The following is an 18,345-nucleotide window of genomic DNA, read 5'->3' as shown; positions in this document are numbered from 1 at the left end:
AGATAACAGCATAACAGTTACGCTAATATATTATTATTCAAATAACAGCTATGTCGCTCTCGCCTGGCTCATCCTTGCCCTTCTCTGCGGTGACATACGCTAAATAATCGATCACCTGCACTCTCTTAAGCTACCAAGGTCAACATGAGTCTGTTTCCCGTTATCGTGGTGTTTGGTCTGTCCTTCCCACCGATTTTTTTCGAATTGCTTTTGTCACTGGCGATTTTCTGGCTGGTGCGCCGGGTGTTAGTTCCGACTGGCATCTATGATTTTGTCTGGCATCCGGCTCTGTTTAACACCGCGCTGTATTGCTGCCTTTTCTATTTAATATCGCGCCTGTTCGTTTGAGGTTGAAGTGAAAACACTAACAAAAAAACTCTCCCGTACGGCTATAACTCTCGTACTGGTCATTCTGGCCTTTATCGCTATTTTCCGCGCATGGGTCTATTACACCGAGTCACCGTGGACGCGTGATGCACGTTTTAGTGCTGATGTCGTCGCCATTGCACCGGATGTCGCGGGTCTTATCACCAATGTTAACGTCCATGATAACCAACTGGTGAAAAAGGATCAGGTCCTGTTCACTATTGATCAGCCACGTTATAAAAAAGCCCTCGAACAGGCTGAAGCGGACGTCGCTTATTATCAGGTACTGGCACAGGAAAAACGCCAGGAAGCCGGTCGTCGTAACCGACTGGGCGTGCAGGCAATGTCTCGTGAAGAGATTGACCAATCAAACAACGTACTGCAAACCGTATTACACCAGTTGGCGAAAGCTCAGGCGACTCGCGATCTGGCAACACTAGATCTCGAACGAACCGTTATTCGAGCGCCGGCAGATGGCTGGGTGACTAACCTGAACGTCTATATCGGTGAATTTATTACCCGCGGATCGACAGCGGTAGCACTGGTAAAACAGCATTCATTCTATGTACTGGCCTATATGGAAGAGACCAAGCTGGAAGGCGTACGCCCTGGGTATCGCGCTGAGATCACCCCGCTTGGTAGTAATAATGTGTTGAAAGGCACCGTCGATAGCGTGGCGGCAGGCGTGACAAATGCCAGCAGCACACGGGATGCGAAAGGTATGGCAACCATTGATTCCAATCTTGAATGGGTACGTCTGGCGCAGCGTGTGCCGGTGCGTATTCGTCTTGACGATCAACAGGGAATGATGTGGCCGGCCGGTACTACGGCCACCGTCGTTATTACCGGTAAGCAGGATCGCGATGCCAGTCAGGAGTCGTTCTTCCGTAAAATGGCGCACCGTCTGCGCGAGTTTGGTTAATTGTGATGGGCATTTTCTCCATTGCCAATCAGCATATCCGCTTTGCGGTAAAGCTGGCATGTGCCATTGTACTGGCGTTATTTGTTGGCTTTCATTTCCAGCTTGAGACTCCTCGTTGGGCAGTCCTGACCGCTGCGATTGTGGCGGCAGGCCCAGCCTTTGCCGCCGGTGGAGAACCTTATTCTGGCGCTATCCGCTACCGCGGTATGCTGCGTATTGTTGGGACATTTATTGGCTGTATTGCCGCGCTGATCATTATCATCAGTATGATCCGTGCGCCGCTATTGATGATCCTGGTGTGCTGTATCTGGGCCGGTTTTTGTACCTGGATCTCTTCACTGGTAAAGATCGAAAACTCCTATGCCTGGGGGCTTTCGGGTTACACGGCGCTGATTATCGTCATTACCATTCAGGCGGAGCCTCTGCTGACGCCACAATTTGCGCTCGAACGCTGCAGCGAGATTGTGATGGGGATTGTCTGCGCTATCATCGCCGACCTGCTCTTTTCGCCCCGTTCAGTGAAACAGGAGATAGATGTCGAGTTGGACAGCCTTGTGGTGGCGCAATATCAGCTTATGCAACTGTGTATAAAGCATGGTGATAGCGAAGAGGTGGACAAAGCCTGGGGCAATTTAGTTCGTCGTACGGCAGCGCTTGAAGGTATGCGCAGCAACCTGAACATGGAATCCTCACGCTGGGTGCGCGCCAATCGTAGGCTCAAAGCGTTGAACACACTGTCACTGACGCTTATTACTCAGTCCTGTGAAACCTATCTTATCCAGAATACGCGACCAGAACTGATTACAGATACTTTCCGCGAGTTGTTTGATACACCGGTTGAAACGGTGCAGGACGTACATAAACAACTGAAGCGGATGCGCCGTGTGATTGCCTGGACCGGTGAGCGTGATACGCCGGTGACGATTTATAGCTGGGCCGGTGCGGCGACGCGCTACCTGCTGCTGAAACGCGGTGTAGTCAGCAATACCAAAATCAGTGCAATAGAAGAAGAGATCCTGCAGGGCGAGCCGGTGGTGAAAGTGGAATCCGCTGAACGTCACCATGCAATGGTCAACTTCTGGCGTACTACGCTGTCCTGTGTGCTGGGAACCTTATTCTGGTTGTGGACCGGCTGGACATCAGGTAGTGGCGCGATGGTAATGATAGCGGTCGTCACCTCGCTGGCCATGCGTTTGCCTAACCCCCGCATGGTGGCCATCGACTTTATCTATGGCACGCTGGCAGCATTACCGTTGGGGGCGCTCTATTTTTTGGTAATTATCCCCAATACCCAGCAAAGCATGTTATTGCTGTGTCTGAGTCTGGCGGTGCTGGGATTCTTTCTGGGTATCGAGGTGCAAAAGCGGCGTTTGGGCTCAATGGGGGCGCTGGCGAGCACCATTAACATCATCGTGCTTGATAACCCGATGACGTTCCACTTTAGTCAGTTCCTCGACAGTGCACTGGGGCAGATTGTCGGCTGCGTATTGGCGTTTATCGTTATTCTGCTGGTGCGGGATAACTCGCGTGACAGAACAGGTCGTGTGTTGCTTAACCAGTTTGTGTCGGCAGCGGTCTCCGCAATGACCACCAATGTTGTGCGTCGTAAAGAAAATCACCTTCCGGCGTTGTATCAGCAGCTGTTTTTACTGATGAACAAATTCCCCGGCGATCTGGCAAAGTTCCGCCTGGCACTGACGATGATTATTGCTCACCAGCGTTTACGTGATGCGCCTGTACCGGTAAACGACGATTTATCGACGTTTCATCGCCAGCTTCGCCGTACTGCCGATCATGTTATTTCTGCAGTCAATGATGACAAACGCCGACGCTACTTTAGTCAGTTGCTGGAGGAACTTGATATCTACCAGGAAAAATTAACGCTCTGGGAAGCCCCGCCTCAGGTGACGGAACCAGTGAAACGACTCACGGGAATGTTGCACAAATACCAGCATGCACTGACCAGCAATTCATAAATCATCTAACCGGAAGAGGATATTTCTTCCGGTTTCAGTTTTACCGCCCCTGTAATGTCATGATAAACGCGTTCATTAATGTGGAAAGCGGTTCGTCGTACCAGTAGGCATAAAGATCGGCTGGAATAGGGTCATTCAACGGTAAGAAACGAACGCCTGGCCAGTGGATCAATCCGCAGGTTTCTGGCAGCAAAGAGAGGCCCATTCCTGCGCTAACCAGCGCCAGCGCGGTTTGCGGTTCGTTAACCTGGTGGGTAATCAGAGGATAAAATCCTACCTCAACACAGCGGTCATGTACCTGACGGGCGAAATTGCTTTGATTAAATGAAAGCGAAATGATGGGGCGTTCAGCGAGCATCGCCAGTGAGACGCTTTGGTGTTGGCAGAGAGGATCGTGTTCAGGTACGGCGAGAGCAACCGCTTCGCGGGAAATCAATTGGCTACGAATATTCGTCTCGGATTGGGGCAGTACGTTCCGGCTAATCGCGATATCAATCGTCCGGGCATGCAAGGCTTCAATTTGCTGATGTTGGGAAAGCTCCTGCAAGCTCCAGTTTACGTACGGCTGTTGCTTTTTAAAGCCCTTTAGACGCGTAAGCAGCGTCCCCCACAGTGCGCTACCGACTATCCCAATGTTGAAATGTTGATGTTCGCTACGGCCAATCTGTCGCACATAATTGAGGGATTGATCGGTGGTACTCAGGATACGATCGACTTCCGTTTTCAATACCTGCCCGGCTCGCGTGAGAACCACTTTACGGCTGGTACGTTCAAATAGTGTCGTTTCAAGGATCTCTTCCAGTTCTTTAATCTGCATACTCAACGGTGGTTGAGAGATGTTTAACCGGGCCGCGGCCCGGCCAAAGTGCAGCTCGTCAGCGAGAACCTGAAAATAACGCAATGTTCGAAGACGAATTCGGCTATTGGCCTGGAGATCAATCATGCTGGTTACGCGTAAGAGAGGGAGAGAAACGGCATCATGCCGTCCTCCCCAAAGCTTGTCAAACCGCAGCGGATGTCGAGCGGGCGAGACGCTCGGCCTGGCTGCAGGCAACAGCGATAACCAGCGTCAGCAGTAACACACAATAGGCGACAGTTGACGTATTCACCGCCCCCTGCAGACCAAGGTGGCTGTTTACCATGGAGGATACGCTGGCAAACAGTAGCGTGCCCACTGTGCCGCACGTCAACAAGGCGGAGATCAAGGTTGGTGAACTGCGGCTCACCTGCAGTGAGCCATAGCTCATCAGGCCGGAGAATAAACCGGAGTTAAAGAAACCAAACACGCCGCACGCTACCAGAATCAGCGTGGTATTGTTGCTGTTGGCAATCAGCGCAATGGAGACCAGACCAATGCTTGCGCAGATCAGCAGGAAAGTGCGCAGCTTCATCCACTTCACGGTGAACTGATTCAGGAACAGGCCAATGGCTTTCGTCACCCAATACACAGTAGTGAACAGCGCGGCATCCTGCGCCTGAAGTGTAAAACGCGATTGCAGGTAGCCCGGTGTCCACATGGTAAAAATGGGTTCAGCCAGCAGGAAAGCAAAGAGAGTAAAACAGATTAAATAGACGGAGATCCCCCAGGGTTCTGACTCTTCCGTTTTCTCGTGTCGCTGCGGCTGCGCAACCTCTGTCGATGGGAAGCGACAACGCAGGGTAAGTGCCAACATCAGCGCGCCCAGACCGCCCATAATCCCATACATCGCAATCCAACTGGCACCCAGTTTAAACATCCAGGCTAACAGTAAAGAAAGGGTTGCTCCGGCAAAGCTGAAAAAGAAATCGGTAAAAATCAGGCTGGAAGAGCGGCTCTTTTCATCGGGATTAATACGGACCACCAGATAACTGCCGATGGTCATAAACACGCCCCCGCAGGCACCAATGCCGGCCACTGCAACGCTAAACAGTGTTAAGGTTGGTTGGATAAAAAGCACGGCGCTGATAATCACGGTGAGCGTTGCAGCAATAACTAATGGTTTTTTCAGCCCCCATTTTTTCATCAGAATGCCGCCAAGCATAATAGGCACAAACATGCCGATGTTCATCAAGGTAAAGACCTGCCCGATAAAGCTGGGGTCTTTATGAAAAGCGGCACACAGTGGCCCAAGCACAATCCCCAGTGTCGACACCAGTGCGCCAACAAAGTAATAGCTCAGGTACGAAACGGCATTGAGATTTGCGCGAGAAAACTGATTGTCTGGCATAACTTTTCTCCAGACGGAGCAGGGCGACCTGTCCGTCTACGGAACCACGATCAGGCGTACTGTTTGAGGAACTGGCTGATCAAACGAATAAAATCTTCGGTCACCATGGCTGCGCATTTCAGCGTTTGTTCATGGGAAAGCTCAACATCACTGAGGCCTTCAGCCATATTCGTGATGGCTGAAACGGCCAGTACTTTCAGGCCACAATGGCGTGCAGCTATCACTTCCGGTACCACCGACATACCGACCACATCGCCGCCCATACGTTGCATCATGCGAATCTCCGCAGCCGTCTCAAAATTAGGGCCAGGATAAGAGACGAAAACCCCTTCATGAAGCGTGATACCCAACTGCTCTGCGGCACCGTGAAGCTGCTGGCGCAGCTCGCGATCGTATGCGTTAGCGAGGCTAAAGAAGCGAGGACCAAAGCGTTCATCGTTCGGCCCGACAAGTGGGGTAGATGGCATGGTGTTGATGTGATCGTTGAGGGCAACCAGACTACCTGCAGGAATATCTACGTTCAGTGAACCCGCGGCGTTGGTACAGAATAAAAATTCGCAGCCCAACAGTTTAAAGGTACGCACGGCATGGGTCATGATGCCCATTCCCAGCCCTTCATAAAAATGCCCACGTCCCTTCATGCAGATGAGGTCGATGCCATAAAGCGTCCCCATCACCACTTCCCCGGCATGGCCGATTACGGTGCTGACCGGAAACCCAGGTAATTGTTGATATGAAAGCGTGGTTTTATTTTCCATGCGATCGGCAAGCGCCCCCAGACCTGACCCAAGTATCAGAGCGATACGTGGATGAAAATTGGGTTTTGCTGCACGCAGAATTTCAGCCGCTTCATACGGGGTATCGTTGACAACAGACATGGACATATCGACTCCAGAGACTATTCAGTTGCAGGCATTTTGTGGAGGCTTCAATTACAAATCCAATATGATAAGTGCGGTTATTAATATGATTTTCATATTGAAAATATCATATCGATATCGGACCTATTATTTTTCAGAACGTTATGGCCAACGTGTTTCATACTGTTTCTGAAACGCAGTCATAGTCTTGCACAAAAATGTGACGTACCTCTCTTTATCTAAACAGTGAACAATTCATTCCTGGCGTATTGCGCACACTGAGGCAGCGCTATACTTAAGACGAGCATTTAGCTGGGGTGATAAACGATGCCTGGACCGCAGGAACATAAAATTTTGCTGGCGGGATACACGGGAAACAGGTTGAGGAAGACCCTGCATATCGGTGGTCTGTAGAGTAACTGGCGTCGGGATGGTGGCTATAGATGAATATCTATACGTTTGATTTTGACGAAATTGAAAATCAGAGTGATTTCTACCGTGAGTTTGCACGTACATTTGGCCTGGCCCGGGAAAAGGTGGTTGATTTAGATTCTTTGTGGGAGGTTGTGGTTGGGGAAGTCTTGCCGTTACCTCTGGAAATCGAATTTGTCCATTTACCGGATAAGTTACGCAGACGATATGGCGCGCTGATTTTACTGTTCGATGAAGCAGAAGAAGAGCTCGAAGGGCAGTTACGCTTTAACGTTCGCCACTCAAAACAGGCATAAAAAAGCCCCCGGCAGGCGGGGGCAAGTCGTCGGACTAGACGACGAGGGTTTATTTGTACAATTCTGCGGTTGCATGCCAGTGAGCACCTTCACGGAGTTCAGTGACACGATAGCTGCTGGCGCCCGCTTTTTCTGCTTTAGCGGCGATTGCCTGACGCATATCCATTGGTGAGCTACCGATCTGAGACACAGAGATAGTACCCATGGATTGCAGATTCTGTGCTTCTTGCGAGTTCACCTGATTAACAGCGGCGCTTGCACCGAAAGAGAGAACTGAGAGAAGACTTAAAGTTGCAACAGTGGTTTTGATTTTCATGATATTTACCTCGTCGAATTCTTTTATTAGGGGTCTTTGTTTCGTGACCCTCATCACAAAATCAAGTATACACTAATCACGCGATAAATTAATACCACGCTAATTGTTTCCATGGTAATTGGATGTTAAGAAAAGTATTTTTTATAACTATATGGAATTAAAAATACAGATTAGAGCTTCTTCTTGAAAATAAAATTAATAAATTCATACTGATACAATATTTTGCAAATTGTGCGTTTTTGATGAGTATCATTCATCGCGTGAATGTGTTTTGGCGGTGAAACGCACTATTTGTTAAATGTTCGGTAGTGGAAAACTGAGGAGGGGAACAGAAAAGAGAGATTTTTCCCCCGCCACAGGGCGTGACGGGGAAGGGAATTACAGTTCTTGTTCAAACAGTTCCAGAATGGCTTCGTACAGGTCTTTTACCGTAAAACCTTTGGCCGGTGTGGTGAAGATGGTATCGTCACCCGCAATCGTGCCAAGAATACCTTCTGCTTTACCCAGTGAATCCAGCAGGCGAGCAATCAGCTGTGCAGCCCCTGGGCTGGTATGAATAACGACAACGGCATCGTTGTAGTCGATATCCAGCACCAGATTTTTCAACGGGCTTGATGTTGTCGGGACGCCCAGCTCTGCAGGCAGGCAGTACACCATTTCCATTTTCGCATTGCGGGTACGCACGGCACCAAACTTGGTCAGCATGCGTGAAACCTTGGACTGGTTGATATTATCAAAGCCCTGATCCTGCAACGCGAGGACGATTTCGCCCTGAGAGCTGAATTTTTCTTCTTTAAGTAGCGCTTTAAACGCCTTAACTAATTCTTCTTGTTTAGCCGAGCTTCGCATAAGTCACCCGTAATATGGCGGTAGAAACAACATTATTGTGCATACAGATGAATTTTTATGCAAACGGTCTGCCTCGTTCAAGGCTGAAATAATGTTATGAAAGAGCGGGATTTTATCAAATTTCGTTATCAAGAAACATGCCTGTGTCACGGCTCGCAAATAAGATTAAAAGTAAATTAAATGTTATCAAATTGATGTTGTTTTGAGAGGGCTGTAGGGTATATTGTCAGCACCTGTTGGAAAGTTGCTCTACTGTGCGAGTGGTTTTGAATTACGTAACTTAGGTTTTATTTTACGTAAGTTAAATGCATAAAAGCCAAATTTGCGTGACTACGCATTCTTGAAGCGTGGTTATTGAATTCATTGGATTTGTGAATTAAGGTCGCCGCCGCGGAGCAATAGACATTTTGCTTATCAATATAATAAGGAGTTTAGGATGAAAGTTGCAGTCCTCGGCGCTGCTGGTGGTATCGGTCAGGCGCTAGCATTACTGTTAAAAACCCAACTGCCTTCAGGTTCAGAACTCTCCCTGTACGACATCGCTCCAGTAACTCCTGGTGTGGCCGTTGATTTGAGCCATATCCCTACTGCTGTGAAAATCAAAGGCTTCAGCGGTGAAGATGCGACCCCTGCACTGGAAGGTGCTGACGTGGTGCTGATTTCTGCGGGTGTTGCGCGTAAACCAGGTATGGACCGTTCTGACCTGTTTAACGTGAATGCTGGCATCGTGAAGAATCTGGTGCAGCAGGTTGCTACAACCTGTCCGAAAGCGTGTATCGGTATCATCACTAACCCAGTGAACACGACCGTTGCTATTGCTGCTGAAGTGCTGAAAAAAGCAGGCGTATACGATAAGAACAAACTGTTTGGCGTAACGACGCTGGACATCATCCGCTCCAACACCTTTGTGGCGGAACTGAAAGGCAAGCAGCCTGGCGATGTTGAAGTCCCGGTTATCGGTGGACACTCAGGTGTGACCATTCTGCCGCTGCTGTCACAAATTCCTGGCGTAAGCTTCACAGAACAAGAAGCGGCTGACCTGACTAAACGTATCCAGAACGCGGGTACTGAAGTTGTGGAAGCAAAAGCCGGTGGCGGGTCTGCAACCCTGTCCATGGGTCAGGCTGCAGCACGTTTCGGTCTGTCACTGGTTCGTGCGCTGAGCGGCGAAAAGGGTGTCGTGGAATGCGCTTACGTTGAAGGCGATGGTCAGTACGCTCGCTTCTTCTCTCAGCCGCTGCTGCTGGGCAAAAATGGCGTAGAAGAACGTCAGTCCATCGGGAAACTGAGCGCGTTCGAACAAAGCTCGCTGGAAGGCATGCTGGACACGCTGAAGAAAGATATCACCCTGGGCGAAGAGTTCGTTAAGTAACGCCAGGAGAGGCCAGCGTGTATTTGTAGGCCTGATAAGCGTAGCGCCATCAGGCATTACATGCTAACTCCCTATGATATCGCCTAATAGAAACCGGAGCATATATTGTGCTCCGGTTTTTTTATGGTGTGTGGGCGGTAGAGATGACGTTAATTGGTTGCAGGGTATTCCTGAATCGTTACCTGCAGCGTCAATTGCTTATCATCACGCATCACAACCACTGAGATAACCGAACCGGGGCGAATCTCTGCGACCTGATCCATGGTCTCCAGTGCTGATACTGCCGGTTTATTATTTACCGAAATGATGAGGTCGTTGACCTGAATTCCGGCCTGGGCCGCCGGACCATCCGGGGCCACTTCGTTCACGACAATCCCCTGAATTTGATCCATGCCGCTACCTTGTGCGTGCAGCGGTGCAATTTCACGCCCGCTGATGCCGATGTAGCCACGAATAACGCGCCCGTCGCGAATCAGCTTATCCATGATTTTCGTCGCCAGTTGAAACGGAATGGCAAAGCCAATCCCTTCCGGCGTTTCGCCATCATTGCTCTTATCAAACGACAGTGTGTTAATCCCCATTAACTCGCCCAGCGAGTTAACCAGCGCACCGCCGGAGTTACCGTGGTTAATGGAGGCATCTGTTTGCAGGAAGTTTTGCCGGCCCGTTGGGTTCAGGCCAATACGCCCCGTGGCGCTGATGATCCCCTGAGTGATTGTTTGCCCAAGGTTGTACGGGTTACCGATGGCAAGCACGACATCACCAATATGCGGTACACGTTTGTTATTAATCGGGATCGTTGGTAGTCCGCCCGCTGCGTTGATTTTCAACACTGCAAGGTCGGTTAAAGTATCAGAGCCAACAAGCAGCGCTTCAAAGACACGTCCATCCTGCAACGCGACGATGATTTGGTCGGCGTCATTAATGACATGCTTGTTGGTGATGATATAGCCGCGCTGATCCATGATAACGCCTGAACCGAGCGTGCGGATCTCAAGCTGGTTATGCGTCGTGCTGTTCATACTGCGGTTGTACACGTTGACCACGGCAGGCGCAGCACGGCGAACTGCCGGGTTATAACTGGCAGGAGTTTCATCTGTGCTGTCGAACTGTGGTGCGGTAAGCGTATTAATTTTTCGCAGAGAGGGCATCGCGGCCAGCAGAATGGCGCCGACGATTAAACCAATCGCGACCGAACGTAAAAGCTTCACAAACATGATGGCGGCGTCATTAAAAAAGGGAACGGCAGCAGCATATCACGAGTTTACCGGACATCACACGGGGGGCTGATGTCCGGTTGTCCTGGTTAACGCAAAAGCAGGTAAATACTCTCGTTGCCACGAACGACCTGCAGAGCAATGATTGACGGTTTCGTTTCCAGCACTTTGCGCATTTCGGCAATCGAGTTCACCCGATCGCGGTTAACGGCGATGATGACGTCATCTTTATGCAGGCCGGCCTGTGCGGCTGGGCTACTTTTCTCAACGTTATCAATTCTAATGCCTTTGGTTCCGTCTTTTAGCTGCCCGTCGCTGAGCGTGGCCCCTTGTAATGCCGGTGCAATCATTTCCGCACTGGCGGAAGATGATGTACTGGTATCCAGCGTCACTTCAACTTCCAGTGGTTTACCGTTACGCAGCAGGCCCAGTTTGACTTTGGTCCCCGGTTCGGTTGTCGCAATACGCGAACGCAGTTCGGCGAAACTACTGAGCGGTTTGCCATTTAGACTGGTAATCACGTCACCGGATTTTACGCCCGCTTTAGCGGAACCAGAGTTAGGCAGAACTTCGCTGACAAACGCGCCACGTTGTACATCCAGTTTGAATGCTTTAGCGATATCAGCGGTCATTTCAGTACCTTTAATACCTAACAGACCCCGTTTGATTTCGCCAAACTGCATTAATTGCTGCGCCAGCGTACGCGCCATGTTACTGGGGATAGCAAAACCTATCCCAATGCTGCCGCCGCCAGGCGCGAGAATGGCGGTATTTATACCAATCAGCTCACCATTCAGGTTGAGCAACGCACCGCCGGAGTTGCCGCGGTTAATTGACGCATCGGTCTGAATAAAGTTTTCCAGACCTTCCAGGTTCAGACCACTGCGACCCAATGCGGAGACGATCCCTGAGGTTGCCGTTTGTCCCAACCCAAACGGGTTGCCGACGGCGACAGCAAAGTCACCCACGCGCAGTTTGTCGGAGTCGGCGATAGCGATTTGTGTCAGGTTGCTGGGATGCTGTATTTGCAGCAGGGCGATATCGCTCTGATCGTCGCTACCGATGAGTTTGGCATCGAACTCGCGCCCATCGTTCAGCTGAACGCTAATTTTTTGCGCCTGATTAATAACGTGGTTGTTGGTCAGAACATAGCCCTTGGCAGCGTCAATGATGACGCCTGAACCCAGTCCTTCGAATGGCTGCGAGGGCTGATCGGGCAGCTCATCGCCAAAAAACTTTTTGAATTCTTCCGGGACTTTTTGCCCTTGAACGGCGGTGCCCTCGACTCTCACGCTAACCACGGCAGGTAACACTTTTTCCAGCATGGGGGCGAGGCTGGGGAGCGCTGCCTGACCGGGTACCTGGCCGGGAATCGACGCAATGGCCTGGAATGGCGCCGAGAGAGTTAACCCGACACTTAACGCTAATGCACTCAACAGCTGGGTTTGTTTTTTCATGGATCCTGCTCTCGTACCTTGAGTAAACGGAAGATGATTCAAAACAGTTTGATGTTATTGAATTTTCGGTTTGGTCACAATGAGGCTAACGACTAAATAATAGCTGGGACGGGAAGAGAAGCGGAGGGCGCAATTGCTGCGCCCCATAAATTTCTTAACGATGTGCAGTTAGTCGCGCTTTGCGCCACTACGCAGCAGGCCGGAAGCCCCTTCGGAATAGTCACGCGGCATCTGAACCGGTGCCTGATCGTTACCCGCTTCAGACTCAGCCAGACGATTGCGGAATGGGTTGTTTTCCGCTGACATGCCCGGCAGCAGGCTGCTGGAGCTTTTCGCCATATGCTGATAGATCTGACGATAATCGTCAGCCATGTTATCCAGTAGCTCAGCGCTGCGGGCAAAATGACTCACCAGCTCTTCGCGGTACTCTTCCAGTTCAGCTTTGTTCTTTTCCAGTTCGTACTGTAATGCCTGCTGTTGGCGTAATTTACGATTACCAAAACGCATGGCTACAGCACCAATAATGATACCGACGACTAACCCAATTAGCGCATATTCCCAGGTCATGAACATCTCCCGTTGTCTTTTGTTTCCGTAGGGTGTTGGCTTTAGGCTCCATGCCTGCGCCTGATTATGCCACTATAACCGCTAATCCCGTAGAAGTGGAATCCCGTGTTTATATCACGTAATGTAGAACGGCCTTTTTTTCGTCAACCGTGAGCGACGGCACATCGATTCTCAAGGAATAACAATAACATCATGCAAAGCCTTTCCCCGACATCGCGATACCTGCAGGCCCTTAACGACGGCAGTCATCAACCCGACAATGTACAAAAAGAAGCGGTGAATCGACTGGAAACGATTTACCAGGAGCTCACGACGATTGCACCTCCAGCGGCGCAGGAGAGTGGACTGATGGCCCGCTTTGGTAAATTGCTGGGTAAACGTGAGCCGAAGGAAAACACGCCGGTGCGTGGTCTGTATATGTGGGGGGGCGTAGGGCGCGGAAAAACCTGGCTGATGGATTTGTTCTACCATAGCCTGCCTGGCGCACGTAAACAGCGTTTGCACTTTCACCGCTTCATGCTGCGCGTGCATGAAGAACTGACGGCTCTGCAAGGCCAGAGCGACCCGTTGGAAGTGATTGCTGACCGCTTCAAAGCCGAAACCGATGTGCTGTGCTTTGATGAATTTTTTGTTTCGGATATTACTGACGCCATGCTGCTCGGTGGCTTAATGAAGGCGCTATTTGCTCGCGGCATTACGCTGGTGGCAACGTCCAATATTCCGCCTGATGAACTGTATCGTAACGGTTTGCAACGTGCGCGCTTCCTTCCCGCGATCGACGCCATTAAACAGTATTGCGATATCATGAACGTGGATGCCGGCGTTGACTACCGGTTGCGTACGTTAACCCAGGCACACTTATGGCTGTCCCCGCTTAATGATGAAACGCAGCAGCAGATGGATAAGCTCTGGCTGGCCTTAGCGGGAACGAAAGGCGATCATGCGCCGACGCTGGAGATTAACCATCGCCCGATGCAGACGCTGGCCGTTGAGAACCAAACGCTGGCGGTATCATTTACTACGTTGTGCGTCGATGCCCGCAGCCAGCACGATTACATCGCATTATCGCGCCTGTTTCACACGGTGCTGCTGTCTGATGTACCGGTAATGACGACGCTGATGGAAAGTGAAGCACGGCGCTTTATCGCGCTGGTTGATGAGTTCTACGAACGCCACGTTAAGCTGGTGGTCAGCGCCGCAGCGCCTTTATATGAAATCTACCAGGGCGAGCGCCTGAAGTTTGAATTCCAGCGTTGTTTATCGCGTTTGCAGGAGATGCAAAGCGAGGAGTATCTGAAGCGGGAACATTTAGCCGGTTAAACCTGCCGCAAATCACATAAAGGGGTCGATCTTTGACCCTGACTTCTCTATAATCTTGCGACCCCACGTTACGAGAGAGTTTTTTTCCCAAAACTTTCTATGCGCCGGCATAGGCTATTCGAAGGGGTAGGTTTGCTGGACAATGTCGTGTGAACCTCAACTGACAAAACGTTTGGGTGTTCACCAACGTGTAACTTATTTATTTGGGTAAGCTTTTAATGAAAACTTTTACAGCTAAACCAGAAACCGTAAAACGCGACTGGTATGTTGTTGACGCGACCGGTAAAACTCTGGGCCGTCTGGCTTCCGAACTGGCTCTGCGCCTGCGCGGTAAGCACAAAGCGGAATACACTCCGCACGTAGATACTGGTGATTACATCATCGTTCTGAACGCTGACAAAGTTGCTGTAACCGGCAACAAGCGTACTGACAAAGTGTACTATCACCACACCGGCCACATCGGTGGTATCAAACAAGCGACCTTTGAAGAGATGATTGCTCGCCGTCCTGAGCGTGTGCTTGAAATCGCGGTTAAAGGCATGCTGCCAAAAGGCCCGCTGGGTCGTGCTATGTTCCGTAAACTGAAAGTTTACGCTGGCAACGAGCACAACCACGCGGCACAGCAACCGCAAGTTCTTGACATCTAATCGGGATTATAGGCAATGGCTGAAAATCAATACTACGGCACTGGTCGCCGCAAAAGTTCCGCAGCTCGCGTTTTCATCAAACCGGGTAGTGGTAAAATCGTAATCAACCAACGTTCTCTGGAACAGTACTTCGGTCGTGAAACTGCCCGCATGGTAGTTCGTCAGCCGCTGGAACTGGTCGACATGGTTGAGAAACTGGATCTGTACATCACTGTTAAAGGTGGTGGTATCTCTGGTCAGGCTGGTGCGATCCGTCACGGTATCACCCGCGCTCTGATGGAGTACGACGAATCCCTGCGTGGCGAACTGCGTAAAGCTGGCTTCGTTACCCGTGATGCTCGTCAGGTTGAACGTAAGAAAGTCGGTCTGCGTAAAGCACGTCGTCGTCCGCAGTTCTCCAAACGTTAATTGCTTTCTGCTTCGGCAGATTACAATTTGCGAAAAAACCCGCCTCGGCGGGTTTTTTTATGATTTTCATCCGCCCAAAATCACGGTAATACGCTGATTGCCACCTCTTTTTCCCCATTTCCAGAATCGACTCACCACAAAGGTCACAAAATCTGGTAAACTATCATCCAATTTTCTGCCCAAATATCCGGTATTGTTCATTTTTTGTTTGTATTTTGAACAGTAATGACTTTCCCGAATCTGGGTGACATCACTTCTGGCTGGCCACAAAGTGGCTGGTAGCAGTAAAAATTCTGAATATACCTGGAGGTTTTCATGGCTGTCGCTGCCAACAAACGTTCGGTAATGACGCTGTTTTCTGGTCCTACTGACATCTATAGCCATCAGGTCCGCATCGTGCTGGCTGAAAAAGGTGTTAGTTTCGAGATTGAGCACGTGGAAAAGGACAATCCACCGCAGGATCTGATCGACCTCAACCCGAATCAGAGCGTCCCGACACTGGTGGATCGTGAGCTGACCCTGTGGGAATCTCGCATCATTATGGAATACCTGGATGAGCGTTTCCCGCATCCGCCGCTGATGCCGGTTTACCCGGTTGCGCGTGGTGAGAGCCGCCTGTACATGCAGCGTATTGAAAAAGACTGGTACACGCTGATGAATGTCATCGTGAATGGTTCCGCATCTGAAGCCGATGTTGCACGTAAGCGTCTGCGTGAAGAGCTGCTGGCAATTGCCCCTGTCTTTGGTCAAAAACCCTATTTCCTGAGCGATGAGTTCAGCCTGGTAGATTGCTACCTGGCACCGCTGCTGTGGCGTTTACCGCAGTTGGGTATTGAATTCAACGGCGCAGGTTCGAAAGAACTTAAAGGGTATATGACTCGCGTCTTTGAACGTGACTCTTTCCTGGCTTCTCTGACTGAGCCTGAACGTGAAATGCGTCTGGGCCGGGGTTAACCTGTATGGATTTGCCACAGCTAACGCCACGCCGTCCGTATCTGCTGCGCGCGTTCTATGAGTGGTTGCTAGACAACCAGCTCACGCCGCACCTGGTGGTGGATGTGACGCTCCAGGACGTGCAGGTTCCGATGGAATATGCACGTGATGGGCAAATTGTTTTGAATATTGCACCGCGTGCAGTTGGGAACCTGGAACTGGCTAACGATGAAGTGCGTTTCAACGCGCGCTTTGGTGGTGTGCCGCGTCAGGTTTCTGTGCCGCTGGCTGCGGTTCTGGCTATTTATGCGCGCGAAAATGGCGCGGGTACGATGTTCGAACCGGAAGCCGCTTACGACGAAGATGTCGCCAGCTTGAACGATGACGATAACGACGCGTCGGGTTTTGAGAATGAAACGGTCATGTCCGTTATTGATGGCGATAAGCCAGACAATGCCGACGACAACGACCCGGATGACACTCCACCGCCTCCTCGCGGTGGGCGTCCGGCGCTACGCGTAGTGAAATAATCAAACAGGCCCTTGCGGGCCTGTTTTGCATTCTGCGTCTGATATCAATAAAACAGCGCGATAGTGGCAATCATATTGACCACAAATCCTATCGCCATTGGGATGGCTGTCCGTTTTACGACCTCAAAAGGCGACACGCCAGCAATACCGGATGTCACGACAATCACTGCAGTAATCGGTGAAACCGCACGAGCCAGCGTGGTGGCGAAGTGCATCGGCATGATCATCACGACCGCAGGAATATGCAGCCCCGCAGCAATGTCCGGGATCAGACTGGCGAATGACATAAACGGTGCATTCCCGGATCCCATTACAATTGCGCAGGCGGCGATGACCACGGCCATAATGATCATCACACCGATACCGCCAAGCCCGGAGTGTTCCGCACCTTTAATCACCGCATCGACGGTGCCAATAGTGGTTAAGCCCTTGGCAAAAATCTCACCGGCCACCACCAGTGTGACGACGTTGGCAAACTGCGTTCCCATGCCGTCAAAAAACGCCTGCACATCATCCATAGTCTCACGCAGATTGTGTTTATGAAGAAACTCCACAAACATGGTCAGCGTCAAGCTCATTAGCATCACCACAACCAGATTCAATTCTGTCTGCATTAACCCCATATGCGCCAGCAACAGCGAGCCCAACATCAGGAGCAGCGGCATCACCGGTAAAATGGCGTAATAGAGCGGCGGCACATCTTCCAGCGCTTTTTGTTCATTGAAGCCTGTGCTGTCTGGTTGTGTTTTTTGATCAAACCGGCGTTGAACGAAAAAGTGTGCGATGGCGACGGCGATGATGACGCAGGACGCGACAGGAAGTTGGTAGTGGAAGAAATAAGTGGCTATTTTCATCCCCGCAACCTGTGCGGCAAAAATTGAATTGGTTTCCAGAATGCCCCATTCAATCGACATCGAGGTGGCAATGACCGCAACCGCGGATAAACGGCTCACGCCCAGGCTGACCAGCGTTGGGAAGAGTGTAACCATCAGCAGCATGCCCAATCCGGAAGCACTGGTGATGAATTGTGCCATGATTTGACCAATGACATACGTCGCGGCAAGCACAATATAGGGTGAACGGATGTGCTTGAGTGGGCGGCTCAACAGGCTGACCATTGCCCGGCTGGCACCCATCCTATCCATATAGCGGGCATAACCGCCTACTGCCATGATGGACAGCCCAAGACCTGCCGCCCGGTTGGAAAGCATGCGCAGAATTTCATTATAAATATCGACCAGCAGATAACCGCTGCTTTTGTCGCTGGCGACCAGTGCGCCGTACCCCAACCAGACGCCGCAGATCATCAGGAAGATCCCGGCTGCAGCCAGTACTACCTGTGGTTTGTAGTTTTTGAGGATCAGGTAACCCATCGTTAATAAAACGATGACAGAGATAATAATGCCGAACATTTTTTCACTCCATGCCAGAGAAGAAGATAAATCCGGTAATAACGCTGTTTTAAATGCGGATGTTATATTTTTTCTGGCATGTGTTTTGGAGTGGATATCGTGTTTTTATAATCGAAGGTTGGTTATTTTTCGTTTTAAAATAGTAGGTTATGATTAATTTTAAAGATCATGTTCGCAGATTTCATAAAGTTAGTTTTATCCCTTGTTAATAAAAAATATCTGCTCAATCATTCATGTTGAAATATATGTATTTTATAT

19 protein-coding genes are annotated in these 18,345 nt (G+C 50.4%); 10 read left to right on the top strand and 9 right to left on the bottom strand.

Annotated elements, in window-relative coordinates; all coding sequences use genetic code 11:
• Positions 1–144 precede the first annotated feature (144 nt).
• Genes aaeX through aaeB form a run of 3 tightly spaced genes read left to right on the top strand, consistent with a single transcriptional unit; the run spans position 145 to position 3,264 of the window.
• A complete protein-coding gene (gene aaeX / locus NNO02_RS19205; RefSeq protein WP_000051841.1) occupies positions 145–348 on the top strand; it encodes a p-hydroxybenzoic acid efflux pump operon protein AaeX in 204 nt (67 codons plus the stop codon).
• A gap of 7 nt (positions 349–355) precedes the next feature.
• Complete coding sequence (gene aaeA / locus NNO02_RS19200) at positions 356–1,288, top strand: p-hydroxybenzoic acid efflux pump subunit AaeA (RefSeq protein ID WP_271455502.1); 933 nt, start codon at positions 356–358, stop codon at positions 1,286–1,288.
• 5 nt (positions 1,289–1,293) lie between these two features.
• Positions 1,294–3,264: a p-hydroxybenzoic acid efflux pump subunit AaeB gene (aaeB, locus tag NNO02_RS19195; RefSeq protein ID WP_271455501.1), complete on the top strand. Its 1,971-nt coding sequence runs from the start codon at positions 1,294–1,296 to the stop codon at positions 3,262–3,264.
• 40 nt (positions 3,265–3,304) lie between these two features.
• Here the strand turns inward: aaeB and NNO02_RS19190 are convergent, their stop codons facing one another.
• Genes NNO02_RS19190 through xapA form a run of 3 tightly spaced genes read right to left on the bottom strand, consistent with a single transcriptional unit; the run spans position 3,305 to position 6,355 of the window.
• Complete coding sequence (locus NNO02_RS19190; RefSeq protein ID WP_271441667.1) at positions 3,305–4,207, bottom strand: LysR family transcriptional regulator; 903 nt, start codon at positions 4,205–4,207, stop codon at positions 3,305–3,307.
• 58 nt (positions 4,208–4,265) lie between these two features.
• Positions 4,266–5,471, bottom strand: coding sequence for an MFS transporter TsgA (tsgA, locus tag NNO02_RS19185; RefSeq protein WP_271441666.1), 1,206 nt, complete (start codon positions 5,469–5,471; stop codon positions 4,266–4,268).
• Positions 5,472–5,521: 50 nt separating this feature from the next.
• Positions 5,522–6,355 carry a xanthosine phosphorylase gene (gene xapA, locus NNO02_RS19180; RefSeq protein WP_137382453.1) on the bottom strand — a complete coding sequence of 278 codons (834 nt, stop codon included), beginning with the start codon at positions 6,353–6,355 and terminating at the stop codon, positions 5,522–5,524.
• A gap of 419 nt (positions 6,356–6,774) precedes the next feature.
• Between xapA and NNO02_RS19175 the strand changes: the two genes are divergently transcribed.
• Entirely contained in the window at positions 6,775–7,059 is a 285-nt protein-coding gene (locus tag NNO02_RS19175; protein ID WP_271441665.1) for a barstar family protein, read from the top strand.
• Positions 7,060–7,108: 49 nt separating this feature from the next.
• Here NNO02_RS19175 and yhcN read toward each other — a convergent pair whose 3' ends face one another.
• Together yhcN and argR are read right to left on the bottom strand one after the other, a co-directional pair.
• Complete coding sequence (yhcN, locus tag NNO02_RS19170; protein ID WP_005121357.1) at positions 7,109–7,375, bottom strand: peroxide/acid stress response protein YhcN; 267 nt, start codon at positions 7,373–7,375, stop codon at positions 7,109–7,111.
• A 378-nt stretch (positions 7,376–7,753) separates the two neighbouring features.
• On the bottom strand, positions 7,754–8,224 hold the full coding sequence (gene argR, locus NNO02_RS19165) for a transcriptional regulator ArgR (protein WP_003025162.1): 471 nt from the start codon (positions 8,222–8,224) through the stop codon (positions 7,754–7,756).
• Between the two features lie 436 nt (positions 8,225–8,660).
• Between argR and mdh the strand changes: the two genes are divergently transcribed.
• Positions 8,661–9,596 carry a malate dehydrogenase gene (gene mdh, locus NNO02_RS19160; RefSeq protein ID WP_040234161.1) on the top strand — a complete coding sequence of 312 codons (936 nt, stop codon included), beginning with the start codon at positions 8,661–8,663 and terminating at the stop codon, positions 9,594–9,596.
• Between the two features lie 149 nt (positions 9,597–9,745).
• On the opposite strand, the gene degS is transcribed toward mdh, so the two are convergent.
• The 3 genes from degS to zapG form a co-directional block, all read right to left on the bottom strand.
• Positions 9,746–10,813: an outer membrane-stress sensor serine endopeptidase DegS gene (gene degS, locus NNO02_RS19155; RefSeq protein ID WP_005121354.1), complete on the bottom strand. Its 1,068-nt coding sequence runs from the start codon at positions 10,811–10,813 to the stop codon at positions 9,746–9,748.
• 89 nt (positions 10,814–10,902) lie between these two features.
• A complete protein-coding gene (degQ, locus tag NNO02_RS19150) occupies positions 10,903–12,270 on the bottom strand; it encodes a serine endoprotease DegQ (protein ID WP_271449014.1) in 1,368 nt (455 codons plus the stop codon).
• Positions 12,271–12,438: 168 nt separating this feature from the next.
• Positions 12,439–12,837, bottom strand: coding sequence for a Z-ring associated protein ZapG (zapG, locus tag NNO02_RS19145; RefSeq protein WP_005121352.1), 399 nt, complete (start codon positions 12,835–12,837; stop codon positions 12,439–12,441).
• A gap of 192 nt (positions 12,838–13,029) precedes the next feature.
• On the opposite strand from zapG, the gene zapE reads away from it, so the two are divergent.
• The 5 genes from zapE (at position 13,030) to sspB (ending at position 16,675) form a co-directional block, all read left to right on the top strand.
• Positions 13,030–14,157, top strand: a complete 1,128-nt coding sequence (gene zapE / locus NNO02_RS19140) for a cell division protein ZapE (protein ID WP_271455500.1) — start codon at positions 13,030–13,032, stop codon at positions 14,155–14,157.
• 218 nt (positions 14,158–14,375) lie between these two features.
• Positions 14,376–14,804 (top strand): 50S ribosomal protein L13, encoded by a 429-nt coding sequence (rplM, locus tag NNO02_RS19135; protein WP_003025141.1) that lies wholly within the window; start codon positions 14,376–14,378, stop codon positions 14,802–14,804.
• 15 nt (positions 14,805–14,819) lie between these two features.
• Positions 14,820–15,212, top strand: coding sequence for a 30S ribosomal protein S9 (gene rpsI, locus NNO02_RS19130; protein WP_003025138.1), 393 nt, complete (start codon positions 14,820–14,822; stop codon positions 15,210–15,212).
• 315 nt (positions 15,213–15,527) lie between these two features.
• Positions 15,528–16,166 carry a stringent starvation protein SspA gene (gene sspA, locus NNO02_RS19125; RefSeq protein ID WP_048213444.1) on the top strand — a complete coding sequence of 213 codons (639 nt, stop codon included), beginning with the start codon at positions 15,528–15,530 and terminating at the stop codon, positions 16,164–16,166.
• Between the two features lie 5 nt (positions 16,167–16,171).
• Positions 16,172–16,675, top strand: a complete 504-nt coding sequence (sspB, locus tag NNO02_RS19120) for a ClpXP protease specificity-enhancing factor (protein ID WP_271441663.1) — start codon at positions 16,172–16,174, stop codon at positions 16,673–16,675.
• A 44-nt stretch (positions 16,676–16,719) separates the two neighbouring features.
• On the opposite strand, the gene dcuC is transcribed toward sspB, so the two are convergent.
• Complete coding sequence (gene dcuC / locus NNO02_RS19115) at positions 16,720–18,087, bottom strand: anaerobic C4-dicarboxylate transporter DcuC (RefSeq protein ID WP_271455499.1); 1,368 nt, start codon at positions 18,085–18,087, stop codon at positions 16,720–16,722.
• Between the last annotated feature and the right edge of the window lie 258 nt (positions 18,088–18,345).

The organism is Citrobacter sp. Awk 2 (genome assembly GCF_028069815.1).
GTDB lineage: Bacteria > Pseudomonadota > Gammaproteobacteria > Enterobacterales > Enterobacteriaceae > Citrobacter.
This window is presented reverse-complemented; position numbering and strand designations above follow the sequence as displayed.